Source organism: Saliterribacillus persicus, assembly GCF_003337485.1.
GTDB lineage: Bacteria > Bacillota > Bacilli > Bacillales > Amphibacillaceae > Saliterribacillus > Saliterribacillus persicus.
Genome location: NZ_QPJJ01000009.1, coordinates 1 through 19,368 on the forward strand (window position 1 = coordinate 1; position 19,368 = coordinate 19,368).

General features: G+C 33.6%; 19 protein-coding genes. 15 read left to right on the forward strand and 4 right to left on the reverse strand.

Annotation, left to right across the window (positions count from 1 at the left end):
* Positions 1-317: 317 nt before the first annotated feature.
* From DFR57_RS11135 to DFR57_RS18275, 3 genes are all read left to right on the forward strand, one after another.
* Positions 318-857, forward strand: a complete 540-nt coding sequence (locus DFR57_RS11135; protein ID WP_114353243.1) for a GNAT family N-acetyltransferase — start codon at positions 318-320, stop codon at positions 855-857.
* 30 nt (positions 858-887) lie between these two features.
* Positions 888-1,232 (forward strand): hypothetical protein, encoded by a 345-nt coding sequence (locus DFR57_RS11140; RefSeq protein ID WP_114353244.1) that lies wholly within the window; start codon positions 888-890, stop codon positions 1,230-1,232.
* Positions 1,233-1,804: 572 nt separating this feature from the next.
* On the forward strand, positions 1,805-1,966 hold the full coding sequence (locus DFR57_RS18275) for a hypothetical protein (RefSeq protein ID WP_170132970.1): 162 nt from the start codon (positions 1,805-1,807) through the stop codon (positions 1,964-1,966).
* 454 nt (positions 1,967-2,420) lie between these two features.
* Here the strand turns inward: DFR57_RS18275 and rpsD are convergent, their stop codons facing one another.
* Positions 2,421-3,023 carry a 30S ribosomal protein S4 gene (rpsD, locus tag DFR57_RS11145; protein ID WP_114353245.1) on the reverse strand — a complete coding sequence of 201 codons (603 nt, stop codon included), beginning with the start codon at positions 3,021-3,023 and terminating at the stop codon, positions 2,421-2,423.
* Between the two features lie 229 nt (positions 3,024-3,252).
* On the reverse strand, positions 3,253-3,738 hold the full coding sequence (locus DFR57_RS11150) for a GAF domain-containing protein (RefSeq protein ID WP_114353246.1): 486 nt from the start codon (positions 3,736-3,738) through the stop codon (positions 3,253-3,255).
* 254 nt (positions 3,739-3,992) lie between these two features.
* Between DFR57_RS11150 and DFR57_RS11155 the strand changes: the two genes are divergently transcribed.
* The 6 genes from DFR57_RS11155 (at position 3,993) to DFR57_RS11180 (ending at position 10,690) form a co-directional block, all read left to right on the forward strand.
* Entirely contained in the window at positions 3,993-5,696 is a 1,704-nt protein-coding gene (locus DFR57_RS11155; RefSeq protein ID WP_114353247.1) for a septation ring formation regulator EzrA, read from the forward strand.
* Positions 5,697-5,711: 15 nt separating this feature from the next.
* Positions 5,712-6,044: a hypothetical protein gene (locus tag DFR57_RS11160; protein WP_114353248.1), complete on the forward strand. Its 333-nt coding sequence runs from the start codon at positions 5,712-5,714 to the stop codon at positions 6,042-6,044.
* A 249-nt stretch (positions 6,045-6,293) separates the two neighbouring features.
* Positions 6,294-7,436: a cysteine desulfurase family protein gene (locus tag DFR57_RS11165; RefSeq protein WP_114353249.1), complete on the forward strand. Its 1,143-nt coding sequence runs from the start codon at positions 6,294-6,296 to the stop codon at positions 7,434-7,436.
* 5 nt (positions 7,437-7,441) lie between these two features.
* Entirely contained in the window at positions 7,442-8,644 is a 1,203-nt protein-coding gene (gene thiI, locus DFR57_RS11170; protein WP_114353250.1) for a tRNA uracil 4-sulfurtransferase ThiI, read from the forward strand.
* A 111-nt stretch (positions 8,645-8,755) separates the two neighbouring features.
* A complete protein-coding gene (locus tag DFR57_RS11175) occupies positions 8,756-8,962 on the forward strand; it encodes an alpha/beta-type small acid-soluble spore protein (protein WP_114353251.1) in 207 nt (68 codons plus the stop codon).
* 141 nt (positions 8,963-9,103) lie between these two features.
* The gene (locus DFR57_RS11180; protein ID WP_114353252.1) at positions 9,104-10,690 is read left to right on the forward strand and encodes an amidohydrolase; all 1,587 of its coding nucleotides are present in this window, start codon (positions 9,104-9,106) and stop codon (positions 10,688-10,690) included.
* Between the two features lie 43 nt (positions 10,691-10,733).
* Here DFR57_RS11180 and DFR57_RS11185 read toward each other — a convergent pair whose 3' ends face one another.
* The gene (locus DFR57_RS11185) at positions 10,734-11,534 is read right to left on the reverse strand and encodes an NAD kinase (RefSeq protein WP_114353253.1); all 801 of its coding nucleotides are present in this window, start codon (positions 11,532-11,534) and stop codon (positions 10,734-10,736) included.
* Between the two features lie 593 nt (positions 11,535-12,127).
* On the opposite strand from DFR57_RS11185, the gene DFR57_RS11190 reads away from it, so the two are divergent.
* Positions 12,128-13,108: a class I SAM-dependent methyltransferase gene (locus DFR57_RS11190; protein ID WP_245937451.1), complete on the forward strand. Its 981-nt coding sequence runs from the start codon at positions 12,128-12,130 to the stop codon at positions 13,106-13,108.
* Positions 13,109-13,237: 129 nt separating this feature from the next.
* Positions 13,238-14,437, forward strand: a complete 1,200-nt coding sequence (locus DFR57_RS11195) for an acetate kinase (protein ID WP_114353254.1) — start codon at positions 13,238-13,240, stop codon at positions 14,435-14,437.
* Between the two features lie 238 nt (positions 14,438-14,675).
* Here DFR57_RS11195 and DFR57_RS11200 read toward each other — a convergent pair whose 3' ends face one another.
* Entirely contained in the window at positions 14,676-15,119 is a 444-nt protein-coding gene (locus tag DFR57_RS11200) for a universal stress protein (protein WP_114353255.1), read from the reverse strand.
* Positions 15,120-15,289: 170 nt separating this feature from the next.
* On the opposite strand from DFR57_RS11200, the gene DFR57_RS11205 reads away from it, so the two are divergent.
* The 4 genes from DFR57_RS11205 to DFR57_RS11220 all read left to right on the forward strand — a co-directional run bounded on the left by DFR57_RS11205 (position 15,290) and on the right by DFR57_RS11220 (position 19,306).
* Positions 15,290-16,042, forward strand: coding sequence for an SDR family oxidoreductase (locus DFR57_RS11205; RefSeq protein WP_114353256.1), 753 nt, complete (start codon positions 15,290-15,292; stop codon positions 16,040-16,042).
* Positions 16,043-16,195: 153 nt separating this feature from the next.
* A complete protein-coding gene (locus DFR57_RS11210; RefSeq protein ID WP_114353257.1) occupies positions 16,196-16,864 on the forward strand; it encodes a PspA/IM30 family protein in 669 nt (222 codons plus the stop codon).
* Between the two features lie 193 nt (positions 16,865-17,057).
* Positions 17,058-17,738, forward strand: a complete 681-nt coding sequence (locus tag DFR57_RS11215; protein ID WP_114353258.1) for a metal-dependent hydrolase — start codon at positions 17,058-17,060, stop codon at positions 17,736-17,738.
* Positions 17,739-17,995: 257 nt separating this feature from the next.
* Positions 17,996-19,306 (forward strand): DRTGG domain-containing protein, encoded by a 1,311-nt coding sequence (locus tag DFR57_RS11220; protein WP_114353259.1) that lies wholly within the window; start codon positions 17,996-17,998, stop codon positions 19,304-19,306.
* The last annotated feature ends 62 nt before the right edge of the window (positions 19,307-19,368 follow it).

Genomic DNA, 19,368 nt, shown 5'->3' on the forward strand with positions numbered 1-19,368 from the left:
TTAATCAACAATAGACCGAGAAAATGCTTAAACTGGAAAACAACACACGAAGCATTTCAGGAAGAACTGTTGCACTTAATTTGACAAACTGTCATTAGAAAAAAATATTTAAAACTAATAAAATAGTAATGGAAATTTTCACTTATTGATTAAAATTCGGTTTAAATTTTCCACTAATTATTCCACCCCAAAAACAAAAGAAGACATCTTGTTATGAAGTACTCTTATATTATTTAAAGGGATTTTTTTATTTAGAATAGAAGTATAACTTTAAGCTGGAAACTAAATTCTAATTTTTGAGAGGGAAGAGCTTTTTTATGATTGAAATTAATGGTGAAAAAATAGTATTAACTGAGGTTACTGATCAGGATATCGATACTTTATATTATTGGAAATATGAAGATAAACAACAAGAAGCAAAGAAATGGAACGGACCCTACACTCCAGAAGAAGAAATAACAAAAGAAATGTATAGACAAAATTGGAATCATGATATTTTCCCACATGTCCCGTCATCTCTTGTGATTAGATGTGATGGGAAAGCAATCGGATATGTTGGTTGTTATTGGGTAGACAAGAATACTAATTGGCTAGAGACTGGCATTGTTATTTATGACTTCAATTATTGGAACGGTGGTTATGGAACACAAGCTTATAAATTATGGATTGACTATCTTTTTAAAGTTACTGATATCCACCGATTAGGTATGTCTACTTGGTCAGGAAATATAAGGATGATTAAAGTGGCAGCTAAATTAGGCATGAAAGAAGAAGCAAGAATAAGAGAAGCAAGAATTATAAATGGAGAATTTTTTGATGCAATTAAGATGGGGATATTAAGAAGAGAGTGGAAATAAGAGTTAGTTGAACAATACCTCGAAAGAAAGGTGAGTATAGAAATTAATAAAAAAATTAGTTTCACATTATTATTAATAAGTTATATTATCTTAATACTCGTTTATTGGACCGTTTATACAGATATGAGAGAACCTAATGAAGAAGGTATTGATCCAGTAGGGATTTTATTTCGTTTTGGTATAGAATTAAAACAAGCTATTTCCACCAGCGCTTTCCTATATATTATCGTTATTTTTTTGAATCGACATAAAATATTAAGTGTTAGCGTGTTTCTTGCCATTATTGGGCTAGTAATCTCATTAAGTCCTGTCTTATTATTGGAATTTTTAAATATACTTGGTTCTTTAAGACAATTAAGAGGGGTATACTCATAAAAAGTATCGACCTACTTAAGTGGGTGCTTTTTAATTTAATAACTACTCAGTGGATACTGAATCAACGCTAAAAGGTAAAATTTGAGGCACTATTTAATTCTGAAATGCATTGTATATAAATTGATTTCTTAGACAAATATTATCTACCAACGCTACAGAAGTAACTAATCAATCTTCAAGGAATTATTGTATTATATGGATTTCTATAGGATAATTATAGTGATCTTATAGTATTAATAAAATATCATATATGACCATGACATAAAGTGATTTTGTGATATGGTCAAGTGTTTTCCACTTTAATAGTAAACTCATCTAAAACCTTAGGTTCCAATGAATAGCATAATTATCAAATGTATCATAATCATCTGAGCTTAAGAATTATCTGATAGAAAATGCCTTGAATTAAATGAATTTATAACCTTTTTAATGAAAATAGAAGCAAGTGACGAGGTATTGAAACATGATGCTATCCTTGATGAAGAGGGTCCTGATTTTTGTTGTGATGAGTATAGAAGTGGATGATGTATGTATTTACAAGACAAAAGTAATATAGAGGAGGTTACAATAAAATGAGTATGAGCTTTAATTTAATTTTGATCGTTATCATAATACTTATAATCACAGCTATTTTTACCGCAATTATTATTGGAGTATCTCGCATTAAAAATGAAAATAAGACAACAAATAGAGATAACACCACTAATGAAAGAAATAATAATAACACAGATTGAAAATAGCATACTCAATAAAAATGATAAAATTGTCGAATTCGAAGTGTGAGAATTAGATTGTATTAATAAAATTATACTAAGATTACTGCAATCTTTTTCCTGAAAAACGTATTTGATACGTGGAGTCTGTAATGAAAGATCGTTTAATATCGATTTTTCTGCACAGGCTCTTATTTAATTTAAGAAAAAAGAAGATTGAATTCAGCAGCAACTGCAACAAAGAAAAAACAATCTAGCATAATAGAAATGCTTTATCACTTATTAAATATGATCATAGAAAGAAATTGATAAAAAATTTAAATAATTTCTTGTGGTGTTGATGATTAAAAAATTAAATATTTGTATTTAAGCCAATAAAATAAGTAATTAGGTGCACAATAATGGCCATTTATAAATAAAAAAAGCTCTTAAAACCCTATAAAAGGGAATTAAGAGCTTTTTGAAAAATTTCTTATTAACGAGAGTAGAACTCAACGATTAATGCTTCATTAATTTCAGCAGGTAGTTCAGTACGCTCTGGTAAGCGAGTTAGTGAACCTTCTAATTTATCAGCATCAAAAGTTACATACTCAGGTACAAAGCTATTTACTTCAATAGCTTCTTTAAGAATGTCAAGATTTTGTGATTTCTCACGTACACCAATTGTTTGACCAGGGCTTACTTGATAAGATGGAATATCTACGCGAGCACCATCTACAGTAATGTGACCATGGTTTACTAATTGACGAGATTGACGACGTGTACGAGCTAATCCTAAACGGTAAACTAGGTTATCTAAACGTGATTCTAATAGAATCATGAAGTTTTCACCATGAATACCTTTCATATTACCAGCACGGTCGAATAAATTACGGAATTGACGCTCAGTTACGCCATACATAAAGCGTAGCTTTTGCTTTTCTTGTAATTGTAAACCGTATTCTGATAACTTTCTACGTTGATTTGCACCGTGTTGACCTGGTGCGTAAGGACGTTTGTCTAACTCCTTACCAGTACCTGTTAATGAGATACCAAGACGACGAGACTTTTTCCATACAGATCCTGTATAGCGAGCCATTGTACATCTTCTCCTTCTATATATTAGATTTGCATAAAACGAGACAGAGTGTTCCTTTATCGTCTGCTATTTTGTTTTCATGTACCTTCGCTCTAGTAGCAGAGAGTTACGAGATACACCTCACAAATCGAGGAACAAAATAGTCAGCCGGAGGTTCACAAAGGCTACCTTTTTTACACAAAGTTCATTATATGATTTAAAAGTGAAGAAGTCAATGATTATCGACTATTTATTTAGAAAGAGAAGCTTCTATTACACGAACAAAGCTCTCTAAATATCTTTTGTCCATTTCATCAAATCTATTTTTAATAGGGCTATCAATATCCAATACACCAAAAATATCATTGCCGTTGAAGATAGGTACTACAATTTCAGACTGGCTGTTGGCATCACATGCAATATGTCCGGGGAAAGCATGCACGTCTTCAACAACTTGCGTTTCGCTTGTTGAAACAGCTGTTCCGCAGACACCTTTACCAGGTTTGATCCGCACACAAGCTGGTAAGCCTTGAAAAGGACCTAACACTAATTCATCTTCTTTAAATATATAAAATCCAACCCAGTTTACATCCTTCAAGAATTGATTTAACAAAGCGGATGCATTAGACAGATTAGCAATCACATCAGGTTCACCATCAAGTAGCGCTTCTAATTGCTTTATAACAAGAGGATAATCCTTCTCTTTTGTACCTTGATAACTTTTCGTTTCAAACAAAGTAAATCACTCCTTAAATATAATATAAATTATTCATCTCAACTTTTTAATCATTTTAGCACAGCTTAGCGCTTTTGTTTATGCATATATTCTGAAGAATTGCTAAAAACCAACAAATTTTTCAATAAAAATTGAATTATTTTGAAAAATTTTAGCAAATCCCCTTGTTCTCATGGTATCATTAAAAGTAACTAACTTTATTAAAAATAGATGAACTACATATATAGATAGAACCACGTAAGGAGGATATTAAGATGGAATTTGTTATCGGGGGTATTCTCGTTATCATTGCTTTACTAATAGTGGGGTTAATTTTTAGGAAAAAAGTATATGATGACGTAGATCGCTTAGAAAATTGGAAAATGGATATTATGAATCGAAATGTAACGACGGAACTTTCAAAGGTGAAGCAATTAAACCTATCCGGTGAAACACAGGAGAAATTTGAAGGCTGGAAAAGTAAGTGGGATCGTATCCTCACACGTGAACTTCCTGATATTGAGGAGTACTTACTTGATTCAGAGGAGTCCGCTGATAAATTCCGAATGAAAGCTGCTAGAAACAACTTGCGAATAGTGGAACAAACACTAGAAGATATAGAAAAAAATATTGAAGAGATGTTTGTGGAGTTAGATCAATTACTCGACTCTGAAAAATACACAAGACAGCAGGTAGAAGAACTGCAACCAAGAGTAAAAGAACTAAAACAGTTCTTGTTGCAAAATAGAACGCAATATGGAGTCGCTGAAATTCGTTTTGAAGTAGAGTTAGACGAGTTAGATAAGTATTTAATGACATACTACGACTTAGCGAATAATGGGGATTACTATGACGCGCAACAAGTAATTGATCGTACAAGAGAAGATCTTGATCAAATAGAAGAACGCATGAATGAGTTTCCTGTCGTTTATAAAAAGTGTAAGCAATTGATTCCAGAACAAATGAAGGATCTAATTCGTGGAATGGAAGAAATGAAGCAAGATGGATACCATGTGGAACAATTTGGCTTTGAAAAAGAAATCAAGCAATATGAAGAAATACTAGACAATGCTGTTGCCCAATTAGAGAAGGGCAATGTAGAGAATATTGCAGAAACATTAGAACCGCTTGAAGATAGATTGAATGAAATGTATCTGTTACTTGAAAAAGAAGCGAAAGCTAAAAGTCTTGTGGATACCAATATTCCTAATTGTTTATCTAATTTAGAAGAAATTGAAGATAAAATGTTAGAAACAAAACAAGAAATTGATGTGTTACAAAAAACGTATTATTTAGAGAAAACCGAGCTTGAATTATATTTATCACTTCAAAAATGGTTAGAAAAGTTACAAAAGCAATTTGAACAAACAAGAGATGCACATGAAGACGGAGCGTGCACACATATTGATACCAAAGATAAGCTTGAAGAAATGATCGCTGATTTAGAAAAATTACAAGAAGCACATGATGATTTTAAAGAGCAAATTAATGATTTGCGCAAGGATGAATTGGAAGCAAAAGAAAAGGTTGTTCAATTAGAAAACGAGTTAAATGGAACAATTAAGAAATTACAAAAAAGTAACATACCAGGTGCACCTTCTTACATTTTGAATTTAGTTGATGAAGCATCAGACAAACATAATACGGTTAAACAAAAATTACAGAAGCAACCACTGGATATGGGAAAAGTACAGCACAGCTTAACTGAGGCAAAAAAGTCGATTAACAGCTTAGTAGAGCAAACACAATTGTTACTTGATCAAGCAAGACTTGTTGAAGTAGCCATTCAGTATGGTAATCGTTATAGAAGAAGCCATCCAGTTTTAGCGTCTCAGCTATCTGAGGCAGAACAACTTTTCTATCAATATAAATATGAAAGTGCATTAGAAATAGTTGTCAGATCGTTAGAAGAAGTTGATCCGCATGCGATGAAGCGATTAGAAGCAATCGATCATGAATATCAACAAATGGCGAATTAAAAGGAGCCAATTATAATGAAATGGATTATAGGGGTACTTAGTGGCCTTTCGTTGTTAGTTTGGGTGATGGTGATTGGGTTTTATCTAAATACCTCACAACAGGATCAGTTATTAGCAAATATGCAACCCGTATCAGAACATCAGTTGGAAGCAAAAAGTGTAAAATCCAATCTTTTTTTAGCACAAAATAATGAGGAAGAGATCGTTGAAGTAAATGAAGCACCAGAAGAAGAACAAGCGACTGAGCAAAAGCTGAGTAAGCTTCAACAGGCTCTTGATAAGCTACCTCCAGGTGAACCAATCTCTGTTGATGATTTATTAATAGCTTTAGGTTTAAATGATATATAATAATACACTTAGTTAAAAAAGATATTCTAGAAAAATATAGAATATCTTTTTTATACGTTATGAAAAAATTCCCACTGAAATTTAATTAAGGTAGTGAAAACTTAACGTACTAAATATAAGAAAAATGAATACATTCGCTAAAGGTCGAATGAATGTGAGTTTTCCTAATAGCCGAAACGTTTTGTTTCCACAAACTAAAAAGTGTGATACGATATTTCAATGCAAAAAGAGTGATTAAGGAGTATACCCATGATTTATTTTGATAATAGTGCAACAACAAAGCCAGATCCAAATGTTTTAGACAGTTTTATAAAAGTGACACAGGATTTTTACGGCAATCCTAGCTCTATGCATGATTTAGGTAAAAATGCGGAGACTTTACTGAGAAAAGCAAGAGAACAAATAGCGAATTTATTATCTGTTTCAAACGATGAAATTATTTTTACATCAGGTGGAACAGAGGGAAATAATCTGGCTATTAAAGGAATAGCCTTGCAGCACCAAGCAAGAGGAAAGCATATTATTACCACACAGGTGGAGCACCCATCTGTTTTATTGGCTTGTGAAGCTTTAGAGGAATTAGGGTTTCAGGTTACTTATTTACCTGTTGACAATTATGGAAGAATTTCGATCGAGGAATTAGAAAATAGTATCACAAATGAAACAATCCTTGTCAGTGTGATGTATGTGAACAATGAAATTGGAACAATTCAGCCGATTGAAGAAATTGCTGCAATTACTAACAAATACCCAAAACTATTTTTCCACGTAGACGCGGTACAAGCATATGGGAAAATTCCAATAAATTTAAATATAGATGGTATCGACTTTAGTACCTTATCCGGCCATAAAATACATGGTTTAAAAGGGACAGGATTATTATATATTAAAAACGGAACGATTCTCTTTCCGCTTCTACATGGTGGCGGTCAGGAAATGAAGGTGCGCTCAGGTACGGAAAACGTTGCTGGAATTGTTGCCTTGGCAAAAGCGATGCGAATCCAGTTAGATCATTTAAATGAGGATCAGAAAAGCTTAGTAGAAATGAAGAGTGAGTTACTTCGTGCTATTGAAAAAATCGATGGGACGGTGGTCAACACTCCTACTGAAAATGCTGCACCACATATTATTAATTTTTCTATTCCACGCTTAAAACCTGAAGTAGTTATTCATGCATTAGAGGAGCATGGTATTTATATCTCGACTAAATCAGCATGTGCATCAAAAAGTCCTGATAAAAGCTCTGTCTTGGTGGCTTGCCAGAAAAATGATGAAGTTAGCCGTTCAGGTTTGCGTATAAGTCTTGCATACAGCAATACTTTAGAGGAAATTAAATATTTCAACCAAAAATTAGCACTTGTAGTTAATCAACTTCGAAAAGGAATTAGGTGAATGACATGCAATATGATCATATCGTTGTCCGTTATGGTGAGTTAACCTTAAAAGGAAAAAATAGAAAAATATTTACGACTAAGCTAGGGGAAAATGTACGCGAAAAGCTAAAAGGTTTCTCTAACATCAAAGTAAATAAAAATAGAGATAGAATGTTCATCCTCTTAAATGGAGAAGATCCTGAACCTATTCTTGAAAAATTGAAAGACGTATTTGGAATTGGCAGCATGAGTGTAGCTTTAAAAACAGAGAATGATGAAGCTGCAATTAAAAACGCCGCTTTAGAGCTACTCACAAAAAAAGAGAATGTTAAAACGTTTAAAATTACTACTAAACGCTCAAATAAAGAATTTCCAATTGGATCGCAAACATTTAATCATGTGTTAGGTGGGTATTTATTATCCAATACAAATGATTTTACGGTAGATGTGCATCATCCTGATTTAGAGATTCATGTGGATATTAGAAATGATGCAACGTATATCACCTCAGAGAAAATTCTAGGCGCAGGTGGATTGCCAGTTGGTTCGTCTGGTAAAACACTTCTACTACTTTCAGGTGGGATAGATAGTCCTGTTGCTGGATACTTGACGATGAATAGAGGTGTTCAACTCGAAGCTATTCATTTTCATTCTCCACCATATACAAGTGAACGAGCAAAAGAAAAAGTGTTAGATTTGGCTGAAAAATTAACGTATTATGGAAAAAATATTCGAATTCATATGATACCTTTTACAGCACTTCAACAAAAAATTCATCGAGAAGTTCCCCATGGTTATTCCATGACTGTTATGCGCCGTGTGATGTTAAAAATAAGTGAAGCAGTGGCGAAGGAAGAAAATATATTGTCGATCACAACAGGTGAAAGCTTAGGGCAAGTGGCAAGTCAAACGATGGAAAGTATGCACGCAATAAATGAAGTAACAAATTATCCCGTTTTAAGACCATTAGTAGCAATGGATAAAGAAGACATTATTAAAATTTCGGAAAAAATTAATATGTATGATATTTCAATTCGACCGTATGAAGATTGTTGTACAGTGTTTGTACCAAAAGCACCTAAAACAAAACCAAGGTTAGAAAAAGTCTTGCAATTTGAGGCGCATCTTGATTATGAACAAGAGATAAAAGAATTATTAGCCAATAAAGAAGTTATCGAAACTTCTAGTTTAAGAAAAAAATCAAAAGAGTTTGATGACCTTTTATAGAGATATCGACTAACGATAATGGTGAATTTTTCACATTTTCCCATTAACTTAAAAGAATGAAGCCTCCTCAATCGTACAACCTAGAAATATAGGAAAGAGGAGGTGAAACTCATGGCAAATAGCAATAGCTCAAACAAATTGGTAGTTCCAGGTGTAAACCAAGCTTTAGATCAAATGAAATATGAAATTGCACAAGAATTTGGTGTGAATTTAGGTGCAGATGAAACAGCACGTGCGAATGGTTCTGTTGGCGGAGAAATCACAAAACGTTTAGTTCAAATGTCAGAACAACAGTTCAACTCAAACCCAAATCAATAACAAAAACCGTTGCATGGAAGAATCGTGGTTAGTCACGATTCTTCCATTTTTAATAAGTTTTTGATAAGGTAAATCATAATACAAAATTTTTATATAGAGAAAGCTTAGAGAATAGTGGGTTAAGTGAGAGGAGAATCTTAAATGGGGACGATGTGGTATGGTGGTAAAATTTACACAATGCGCTTACAGGAAGAGACGGTAGAAGCTGTCTTTACTGAGAACGGTAAAATAATCGATGTAGGAGAAGAATCTTTTTTAAAAGATAAATATAAAGAGCGAATTGATACCTATAAAAACTTAAACAAGGGTGTTATGTATCCTGGCTTTGTTGATAGTCATTTACATATAATCGGGCATGGAGAGAAATTATTAAATCTAGATCTTTCTAAAATTACTTCCTCAAAAGACCTTATTATATCCTTGCAAGAGAGAGCGAGGGATTTAGAGGAAGGCGAGTGGCTTATTGGAGAAGGTTGGAATGAAAATCAGTGGGAAAATCCTCGGATTCTTCATAGGGATGAACTAGATGCTATTTTTCCGGATAATCCAGTGCTGCTTAATCGAGTCTGTCGTCATGCTGCTATCGTTAATTCCAAAGCATTAGAAATTGCAGATATTGAAGACTCCACCAAGGATCCTCAGGGTGGTAAAATAGTAAAAGATAGAAAAGGAAAACCGACAGGATACCTCTTAGATCAAGCACAAGAGTTAGTAAAGAAAAAAGTACCGTATATGACGCAAAAAAAATTAGAGTCAATTATAAATACTGCAATAAAGGATTTGCTTCGTTTAGGCTTAGTAGGAGGACATAGTGAGGATTTATTTTACTATGGTGGTTTTGCTAAAACACTTCATGCTTATCAGGCAGTAGTGCCAGTGAATTTTAAATTTAGAGCACATTTGTTAGTGCATCATGCTGTGATGGAAGAGGTAAAAGAGGCCGGATTAACGTACGGAGATGGTGGTGCTTTCACACAATTAGGAGCGATGAAGATCTTTTCCGATGGTGCCCTAGGTGGTCGAACTGCCTGGCTAAAAGAGCCCTATGCTGATGATCCATCCAATTATGGTCTTCCCATCCATCATAAAGATCAGCTAGAAGGCTTAATTAAAAAGGCAAGAAAAAATAATATGCCAGTAGCTGTCCATGCGATTGGTGATCAGGCGATAGAAATGATCGCAGATTTATTATTAAAATATCCATTGAGTAATAATCGAAGAGATAGAATCATACATGCACAAATTATGAATAAAACACTGTTGAGGAAATTAAAGCAGTTAAATGCGGTGTTAGATATTCAGCCGTCGTTTGTTGCATCTGATTTCCCTTGGGTTATAGAGCGTCTTGGAAAGAGTAGAGTAAAACAATCGTATCCATGGAAAACATATCTTGATGAAGGTATTCCAATAGCAGCTGGTTCAGATGCTCCAATAGAAGAAGTGAATCCTCTTTTAGGAATTGAAGCGGCAGTACTAAGAAAATCAAATTTGGATTCAGAAATTTATAACGAAGAACAGCAGTTGTCAGTATATGAAGCAATTCATCTATACACCACTGGAAGCGCATATGTCATTAACCATGAATACGACCGTGGCCAAATATCCCCTGGATTTGTAGCCGATTTTACAATTCTAGATCAGGATTTATTTGAGGTCGAAAAGAACAAAATTCATGAAGCATCTGTTTTAATGACTGTTGTGGATGAAGAAATAATGTATCAAAAATAATAAAAAGGGGTGCACAAAAAATGTGCATCCCTTTTCATCTCTTTTATAAAAATGTTCTTCTGACACGATCCCAGTACGTATTGTTTTTTAGTTTGACCGTCTTTACACGCTTTTCACTAAGCGAAACAGCCACTTCTTGGATATTACGGATAGAATATGCCTCATTATCTAAGCCAATGATCGGATAATCATTACCGTCTTGAATGACTTCTAAGCGTAAAGTTCTTTCTTTATCTAAAATAAAAGAAGAACCTAAAGTGCGGTATCGATTATTATTTAAAGAAGCAAGTTCCGTTACCTGAAAGCAAGGTGTTTTAGGATCAACGATTGCACCGTGTGTTGATTTATTATAACCAGTACTTCCAGTTGGGGTGGCTACAATAAGCCCGTCGCCTCTGAAACGTTCAAAAAATACATCATCGATATAAACATCCATCACGATCGTTTTGATAATAGCTGATCGAATGGCCGCTTCATTTAAACAATGAAAGGTTGATTCACCATTAATGGTTACATCAATTACAGGGAATCTTCTAACTTCCATAGGTGCATTCATCATCGTATGTACCATCTCATCATAGGCGTTCAAATTAAAATCACAATATAAGCCTGCTTCATTTTCTTTTGCTATACCAACATATAGGCAATCTTGGCGAAAGTGTGTATGACGAACAGCTTGCAGAAACTCTCCATCTCCTCCAACACTCACAATGATATTTGCCTCGTCTGGATTATTTACAAGATTAAAGTCATTTTCTTTTGCTAATTCAAATAGTGGAGAAAGTTTTTCTTCTAATTCATCACTTTTTGGATAATAAAAATACAAGTTCCTTCTAGCATCCATTTACTTAAATCCTCCTAATAAAATCACGGTTATATTCATATGTTATCATTAATTTAGCAATTATCATAATAAAATAATGGACAATTATTGAAAGTATGATTAGTGAAAATTTAGATAACTCATGAATGCTAATATGGTTTTGATGAAGTCGAATGAGCTTTACGATAGCAGTCATTGTATTTATTAAAAAGAACAGTTATTGGAATGATTTACTCATAACTAATACGAAATTTATCGAACATTTGTCGATCGATAAATAAAAACAATTACTTTTTTTACTTTGAGTTTTCCTTTAAGAAAAATGATTATATTCTACTTCTAAGGTGCGATATTATCTACAGAATTATGCCCATGGATTGAAGTTTTATGCAGTCTATCCTTTTTCCTTTAAATTTTTTAGTAGCAGAAAATTAACAAAGATGTTAAAACATAATAAGTTGATCTTATTCTATACGCTAACTTGTTAGATAGTTAATTGGAGAATTTGCAGGTGAATAAACTTGTAAGTAGACAGAATGAGAAGGTCCATGCATACTAAATGGTGAATTATTGCAGAAGAACAACAATTTATTAATGTAACAGGAGGAATAAAAGTGTCAAATAATGTAGAAGATACATTTCAAGTTATAGATGAAATAACAGAAACCCTCGAGATGAAACTCCAAGAGCCCTATTTGGAGTGTTTAACGATTAGTTTACCTTTTCTTTATACTGGAGAATTACCCGAAGAGTTAGATGACCTTCAGATTAAAAAAATTGAAAAAAGCACCAAAGATTTCCGTATAGATGAAATGGATAAAGAAATAATTAGAAAAGCGACACAACTTGCATTATTAAAAGCCATGAAAGATACAACACAGCAACAGCATGTTATGACACCTGACACAGTAGCGATGGTTATAGGATATCTTGTACAGAAATTAACAAATAAAAGTGAAAAATTACGCTTATTTGATCCTGCGTGTGGTGTAGGGAACTTATTAACGGCTGTTTTAAATCAACTTAAAATGGAAATAGAATCATATGGTAGCGAAGTTGATCCAACGTTAGTTCAACTTGCATTAGCAAATGCTAATTTGCAGAAGAATTCGATCGAATTTTTCCACCAAGATAGCCTACGACCGTTTCTTTTAGAGCCAGTAGATGTAATTATTTCTGATTTGCCAGTAGGGTATTATCCAGATGATATCCAGGCAAGTAATTACGAACTTAATATTGAAGAATCCCATGCATATAGCCATCATTTATTCATCGAACAGAGTATTAATTATACGAAGGCAGGAGGCTATTTAGTTTTTGTCATACCTAGCTTTTTATTTACAAGTGAATATGCAGATCAATTGCACACATACTTACACAAAGTAGCTCATATCGTTGGAGTTCTTGAATTACCAGAAAGTATGTTTAAAAATGAGAGGAATCAAAAAAGCATTTTAATTTTGCAGAAGAAAGATGAGGATACAACACCTCCAAAGCAAGTATTAATGGCAAAATTGCCTTCTTTTAAAAATGTACAAGCTACAGAACAAGTGTTAGCAAAAATTAATCATTGGTTTAAAGAAGAAGGCTATTAAAATAGTGAGAATATAACAAATTTGTGAAGCAAGCGTTATCATGAGGAGTTGCTGTTGCAAACTTCATGTGGCGATGGTTAAATAGTAATAAGACATATTATCATGTCAAGTTTGAAAGGGTTGAATAATTTGAGTAATATATTGGCAATTAATGCAGGAAGTTCTTCGCTTAAATTCCAGCTGATGGAGATGCCTGAAGAATTAGTGCTAGCTAAAGGTTTGATTGAAAGAATTGGTATTGATAATTCTATCTTCACTTTAGAAGTTAATGATGAAAAGGATCAAGTTACAAAAGAAATTGTTAATCATGAAGAAGCAGTAAAACTTTTATTAAAGAAATTGACTTCATCAGGCGTAATTTCTTCTTTAGATGAAATTGATGGTGTTGGTCATAGAGTCGTGCATGGTGGAGAGAGATTTAGTGATTCCACTTTAATAACGGATGAAGTAATTAAAGACATTGAAGAAGTTTCTGATTTAGCTCCACTACATAATCCTGCTAACTTAACTGGGATTATAGCTTTTAGAGACATTCTACCAAATGTTCCAGCTGTGGCAGTATTCGATACGGCATTTCACCAAACAATGCCAGAGCAATCTTATTTATATAGTTTACCTTATGAATATTATAGAGAATATGGTATTAGAAAGTATGGCTTCCATGGTACATCTCATAAATATGTATCAGAAAGAGCAGCTGAATTAATGGGCTTACCACTTAACCAGTTGCGAATATTATCTTGTCATCTAGGAAATGGTGCAAGTATAGCAGCGATCGAAAACGGAAAATCTATTGATACATCTATGGGATTTACACCTTTAGCAGGTGTGACGATGGGTACGCGCTCAGGTAATATCGATCCGGCTTTGATTCCTTATATAATGGACAAGACTGGAAAAACTGCTGGAGAAGTAATGAATGTATTGAACAAAGAAAGTGGTATGTTAGCCTTATCTGGATTTTCAAGTGATCTTCGTGATATTGAAAATAAAGCAAATAATGGTGATGGACGTGCAGAGCTTGCTCTACAAGTTTTTGCCGAAAGAATTCACAAATATATCGGTTCTTATGCAGCAAGAATGAGTGGTGTTGATGCAATTATTTTCACTGCCGGTGTTGGTGAAAATAGTGTAACTATCCGTGAACGTGTATTAAAAGGTTTAGAGTTCATGGGCGTATATTGGGACCCTTCTCTTAATAACATTAGAGGAAAAGAAACCTTTGTTAACTATCCACACTCTCCAGTAAAAGTAATCGTTATTCCAACGAATGAAGAAGTAATGATAGCTAGAGATACGGTTCGTTTAAGCGAATCAATTCACGCTTAAGATAATAAAATAGAAACGACCTTCTTTTAAACGTAGAAAATACGTAACAGAAGGTCGTTTTTTCTATCAGTGAGAAATCGTTTAATTATTGATAATAAAAAATACTTCATCTTCATGTGTATTGGTATTTAGAAGTAGTAAATATTATTAAAATGATAAAACTCTAAGATTTAGGGTAAGACCCAATCTCAGAGTTTTTTAGTAACCTTATTCTGATAAGTTTTATTGTGATTTTTAATTAGCTTCTAACTACTAGTACATCACATTTTGCATGACGTGTGATACTTTCTGAAACACTTCCGATTAAGAATCGTTCTACAGCATTTAAACCAGTAGCCCCACAAATAATGAGGTCAGCTTCAAATTTCTTTGCTAAGTCTTTAGGAATTTTTATTTTTGGAGATCCAATTTCTACATGGAGAGTAATATCTGTGACGCCTGCACGACTTGCTTTATGCTTATATTCTTCTAATAATGATTGTGCATAACTTTCAGACCTAGAAGCAAGTGTTTGATCATACACTTCAGGTGCAACGGTAGTTATCGTGCGTGTGTCTATAACATGTACAAGAAACATACTTGCATTATTTCTCTTTACAATATCTACCGCTTTATTAAAAGCTAAGTCGGATGCATCAGAGCCGTCCACTGCAATTAAAATGCGATTATATTCAAATGCCATTATAAATCTCTCCCTTCTATTTCTACTTATATTATATCATGAATGCGCTTTAACGTAACGTAGAAACTGGTTTAATAGTGATGATTATTAGAAATTATTATATACTTATTGTAGGATAAAATTATAAGAGTAGTGTGAGAGTGGTTTTAATTGTTCGAAGGAGGATACATATGGGTCATGCATTTATTACAGCTGGAACAAAAGGTCTAGGTTTAAAGGCAACAGAATTATTTCTAGCAAAAGGACATCAGGTTACGCTCACGTATTTTCAGGATTATGAGCGGGTAAAAGAACTTAAATCACGCTTTAGTGGTACTGATATTCATTTCGTGAAGGCTGATGTTACGATTAAAAAAGACATAGAAAATGCAGTGAAAGAAGCAAATAGTAAGTTCGGCACAATAGATTACTTAATAAATAATGCTGGTCCATTTATTTTTGAAAGGAAAAAATTAATTGATCATTCCATAGAAGAGTGGGATGCGATGGTGAGAGGAAACTTAGATAGTGCTTTTCACTTATTAAAGATGACAATCCCTGCAATGAGAGAACAAAAATTTGGCAGAGTTGTGCATTATGGTTTTCAAGGTGCTAATACAGCATCTGGTTGGATGTATCGTTCTGCTTTTTCTGCAGCAAAGGTCGGTCTTGTTTCTCTAACAAAATCATTGGCCTATGAAGAAGCGGAGAATGGCATAACTGTAAATATGATTTGTCCTGGTAATATTGAAGGAGAAATGAAGGAAGCATCTATATCAGAAAGCAGGAAAGTAAAAGATGAGGAAACACCTATCGGCAGGTCAGGAACAGGTGAAGATATAGCAAGAATGGTATATTATCTTTGTGAAAAGGACTCTGACATGGTAACGGGATCAATTATAGACATTACTGGTGGACTAGATGTAATTAATCAGCATAGATAATATAGATTTTTTAAAACCATTAGTGAATTAAACCTTATGTGAAAAGATTAAAGAATTTGAAACCTTTTCTTCACTTGAATCGTAAGTAAGATTAACAAGCCGGCAAATCTTTTTAATATGATTCAACTTATTAAATTTGAGGAGGAAACAGGAATGTTTCAATTTTTTAGTCGTGTAAAAACAGTAGTAGGCTCAGAATTAAATGCAATGCTAGATAAAGCAGAAGATCCAGTGAAAATGCTTGATCAGTTCATGCGTGAAATGCAATCAGATATCCAAGAAGTAGAAGCTGCGGTTGCAAAACAGATGGCAAACGAAAAAATGCTCAAAAAGAAATTTGATGACGCAAATACGCTTGTTGAAAAACGCCAGAAACAAGCTGAGCAAGCTATTGAAGCTGGCAATGAGGACCTAGCAAGGCGTGCTTTAGAAGACAAGAACGAACAAGCAAAGCAAGCAGAATCTTTACAAACAACGTGGGAGCAAGCAAATAAAGATGTCCTATCCCTACGAGAAAAATTAGATGAAATGAAAAAAGAATATCATGAAATGAAAATAAAGAAGGATACCTTAAAAGCAAGAGCCGAGTCAGCTAAAACTCGAACTAAAATGAATCGAACCATGTCTTCAATTGGTAATGATCAATCCAAGCGTGGTTTTGAGAGAATGGAAGAGAAAGTATTACAATTTGAAGCAGAAGCGGAAACAAGTGACGATTTATCATCAGATTCCAAATCATTAGATGATGAATTTGAACAACTTGATAATAGTGATGTGGATAATGAATTAGCAGAATTAAAGAAAAAAATGGGTAAAGAATAACTTTTATTTTTAACCATCTCTGATCCTTTAACAGGATTTAGAGGTGGTTTTTTTGTGAATATGCTAACCCTAACATTATTTTAAAATTATCCTTTCATTTAAAAATCTGATGGAAAAATAATAGAGCTACTTTTAAGACTAAAGAAAAAAGGGTAAGGATAAAATAGATATAATATAAGGAGGAATTATTAGCATGAGAGTTTCTTTTCATGGTCAATCTGTAGTAAAAATCAAGACGGAGAAACACAACATATTAATTGATCCTTTTATTACTGGTAATGGTACATGTGACTTAAACCCTGATAATGAGAAGCCAGACGTTATTTTGCTTACACACGGACATAATGATCACGTAGGTGACACTATTAGTATTGCTAAACGAACAAATTGTTTAGTGGTTGCTCCGAATGAATTAGCTGTGTATTTAGGATCACGAGGATTAAAAACGCATCCCATGCATATTGGAGGAGCACACGAGTTTGATTTTGGAAGAGTGAAATTAACACAAGCATTTCATGGTTCTATGTTTGAAGATGAAGATGGTAATAAAATATATAGTGGTATGCCTGCTGGTATTTTATTCTATGCAGAAGGTAAGACTATTTATCACGCAGGAGATACTGGGCTATTCTCTGATTTAAAATTAATTGGTGATATGAATGATATAGATTTAGCATTTTTACCAATAGGAGATAATTTTACTATGGGACCAGAGGATGCTTTAATCGCTGCTGATTGGGTAAAAGCCAAAAAAGTAGTGCCTATCCATTACAATACGTTCCCATTAATTGAACAGGATGGACAGGCTTTTGCATCAAAAGTAAAGACAGGTGAAGGCATCGCTTTAGAACCAGGTAGCTCTATAGATATTTAGAATATTACTAAGGATCAAGGGTCAAAAAATCCTTTGATCCTTTTTTTAGTGGCATAAAAAAACTCAAAAATAAATTTAAAATAATTAATAATTTTGATGATACAGCGGAAAATACTAATTAGAACAGAATGAGATAAAAAAAGAAAAATGCTTTATTTTTCTATAAATACAATAATTCATTGAAGGTTTTATAAATGATCTGTATAATATTAATTATAAAACTATAATAGTACAGATGAAAGATTGGTGAACGAACAGTGGCTACAAAACATGAGCAAATTCTTCAATATATTGAAACCTTAAAAGTAGGGAATAAAATTTCTGTTCGTCAAATAGCAAAAGAATTAAATGTTAGTGAAGGTACTGCTTACCGAGCCATTAAAGAAGCTGAAAATCAAGGGCTTGTTAGTACAATTGAGCGTGTGGGTACAATTCGTATTGAAAGAAAGCAAAAAGAAAACTTCGAAAATTTAACATTCGCTGAAATTGTAAGTATTGTAGATGGACAGGTGCTTGGCGGGCGTCAAGGCTTGTACAAAACTTTGAATAAGTTTGTAATCGGAGCGATGAAGCTAGATGCAATGATGCGCTATACTGAGAAGGATTCCTTATTAATCATCGGTAACCGTGTAGAAGCACATCAGCTTGCATTAAAAGAGGGGGCAGCAGTCCTCATTACCGGTGGTTTTGATACAGATGATGTCACTAAAAAAATCGCCGATGAAAAAGAGCTACCTATCATATCCACTAGCTACGATACCTTTACTGTTGCAGCGATGATAAATAGAGCTATTTACGATCAGCTTATAAAAAAAGAGATTGTGCTTGTTGGTGATATATATACCAATGTGGAAGATACTTTTTACATTTCATTAAAAGATCATTTGAATAAGTGGTATCAATGGAAAGAAGAAACGACACATAGCAGATATCCTGTTGTTGATGACAAAAAACGAGTAGTAGGCATGATTACTTCAAAGGATGTAATTGGTAAAGACGAAAATTTACTGGTGGAGAAAGTGATGACCAGAAATCCAATGACTGTAAAAAAAGAAACCTCTCTAGCCTATGCTGCACATATGATGATTTGGGAAGGCATCGAGATCATGCCAGTGGTAAACAACCAACAAGTCTTAGAAGGACTTATATCAAGACAGGATGTATTAAAAGCGCTTCAGCATATTCAAAAGCAGCCTCAAGTTGGGGAAACAATTGATGACATTGTATCCAATCAATTTGAATTAGTAACCTCTCATGGACAGGATTATACGTATCAAACAACTGTTACTCCACAAATGACAAATCAGCTTGGTACGCTATCCTATGGTGTGTTTGTCTCTTTTATCACTGAAGCAGCCACTAGAGCTGTTAGACAGCAGAAAAAAGGAGATTTAGTAGTAGAAAATATTTCAGTTTATTATATTAAACCAGTTCAGTTAGAAACTGTTCTGGATATAAAGCCTAAAATAATAGAACTGGGTAGAAAATCTGTTAAAATTGATATTGAGGCTTATCATGAAAAGAACATTGTAGGAAAAGCAATGCTAATGGCTCAGTTAATGGATTAGCATTGTTTAAAAAAGGTGGTCCTCGTTTTTCGTGAGGACCACCTTATTAATTTTTAAAATTC

Bases quoted from the DNA above. Each gene is read 5' to 3' on its own strand.
- DFR57_RS11135 (WP_114353243.1), top strand. From the start codon at position 318: ATGATTGAAATTAATGGTGAAAAAATAGTATTAACTGAGGTTACTGAT.
- DFR57_RS18275 (WP_170132970.1), top strand. From the start codon at position 1,805: ATGAGTATGAGCTTTAATTTAATTTTGATCGTTATCATAATACTTATA.
- rpsD (WP_114353245.1), bottom strand. From the start codon at position 3,023: ATGGCTCGCTATACAGGATCTGTATGGAAAAAGTCTCGTCGTCTTGGT.
- DFR57_RS11155 (WP_114353247.1), top strand. From the start codon at position 3,993: ATGGAATTTGTTATCGGGGGTATTCTCGTTATCATTGCTTTACTAATA.
- DFR57_RS11160 (WP_114353248.1), top strand. From the start codon at position 5,712: ATGAAATGGATTATAGGGGTACTTAGTGGCCTTTCGTTGTTAGTTTGG.
- DFR57_RS11165 (WP_114353249.1), top strand. From the start codon at position 6,294: ATGATTTATTTTGATAATAGTGCAACAACAAAGCCAGATCCAAATGTT.
- thiI (WP_114353250.1), top strand. From the start codon at position 7,442: ATGCAATATGATCATATCGTTGTCCGTTATGGTGAGTTAACCTTAAAA.
- DFR57_RS11175 (WP_114353251.1), top strand. From the start codon at position 8,756: ATGGCAAATAGCAATAGCTCAAACAAATTGGTAGTTCCAGGTGTAAAC.
- DFR57_RS11180 (WP_114353252.1), top strand. From the start codon at position 9,104: ATGGGGACGATGTGGTATGGTGGTAAAATTTACACAATGCGCTTACAG.
- DFR57_RS11185 (WP_114353253.1), bottom strand. From the start codon at position 11,534: ATGGATGCTAGAAGGAACTTGTATTTTTATTATCCAAAAAGTGATGAA.
- DFR57_RS11200 (WP_114353255.1), bottom strand. From the start codon at position 15,119: ATGGCATTTGAATATAATCGCATTTTAATTGCAGTGGACGGCTCTGAT.
- DFR57_RS11205 (WP_114353256.1), top strand. From the start codon at position 15,290: ATGGGTCATGCATTTATTACAGCTGGAACAAAAGGTCTAGGTTTAAAG.
- DFR57_RS11210 (WP_114353257.1), top strand. From the start codon at position 16,196: ATGTTTCAATTTTTTAGTCGTGTAAAAACAGTAGTAGGCTCAGAATTA.
- DFR57_RS11215 (WP_114353258.1), top strand. From the start codon at position 17,058: ATGAGAGTTTCTTTTCATGGTCAATCTGTAGTAAAAATCAAGACGGAG.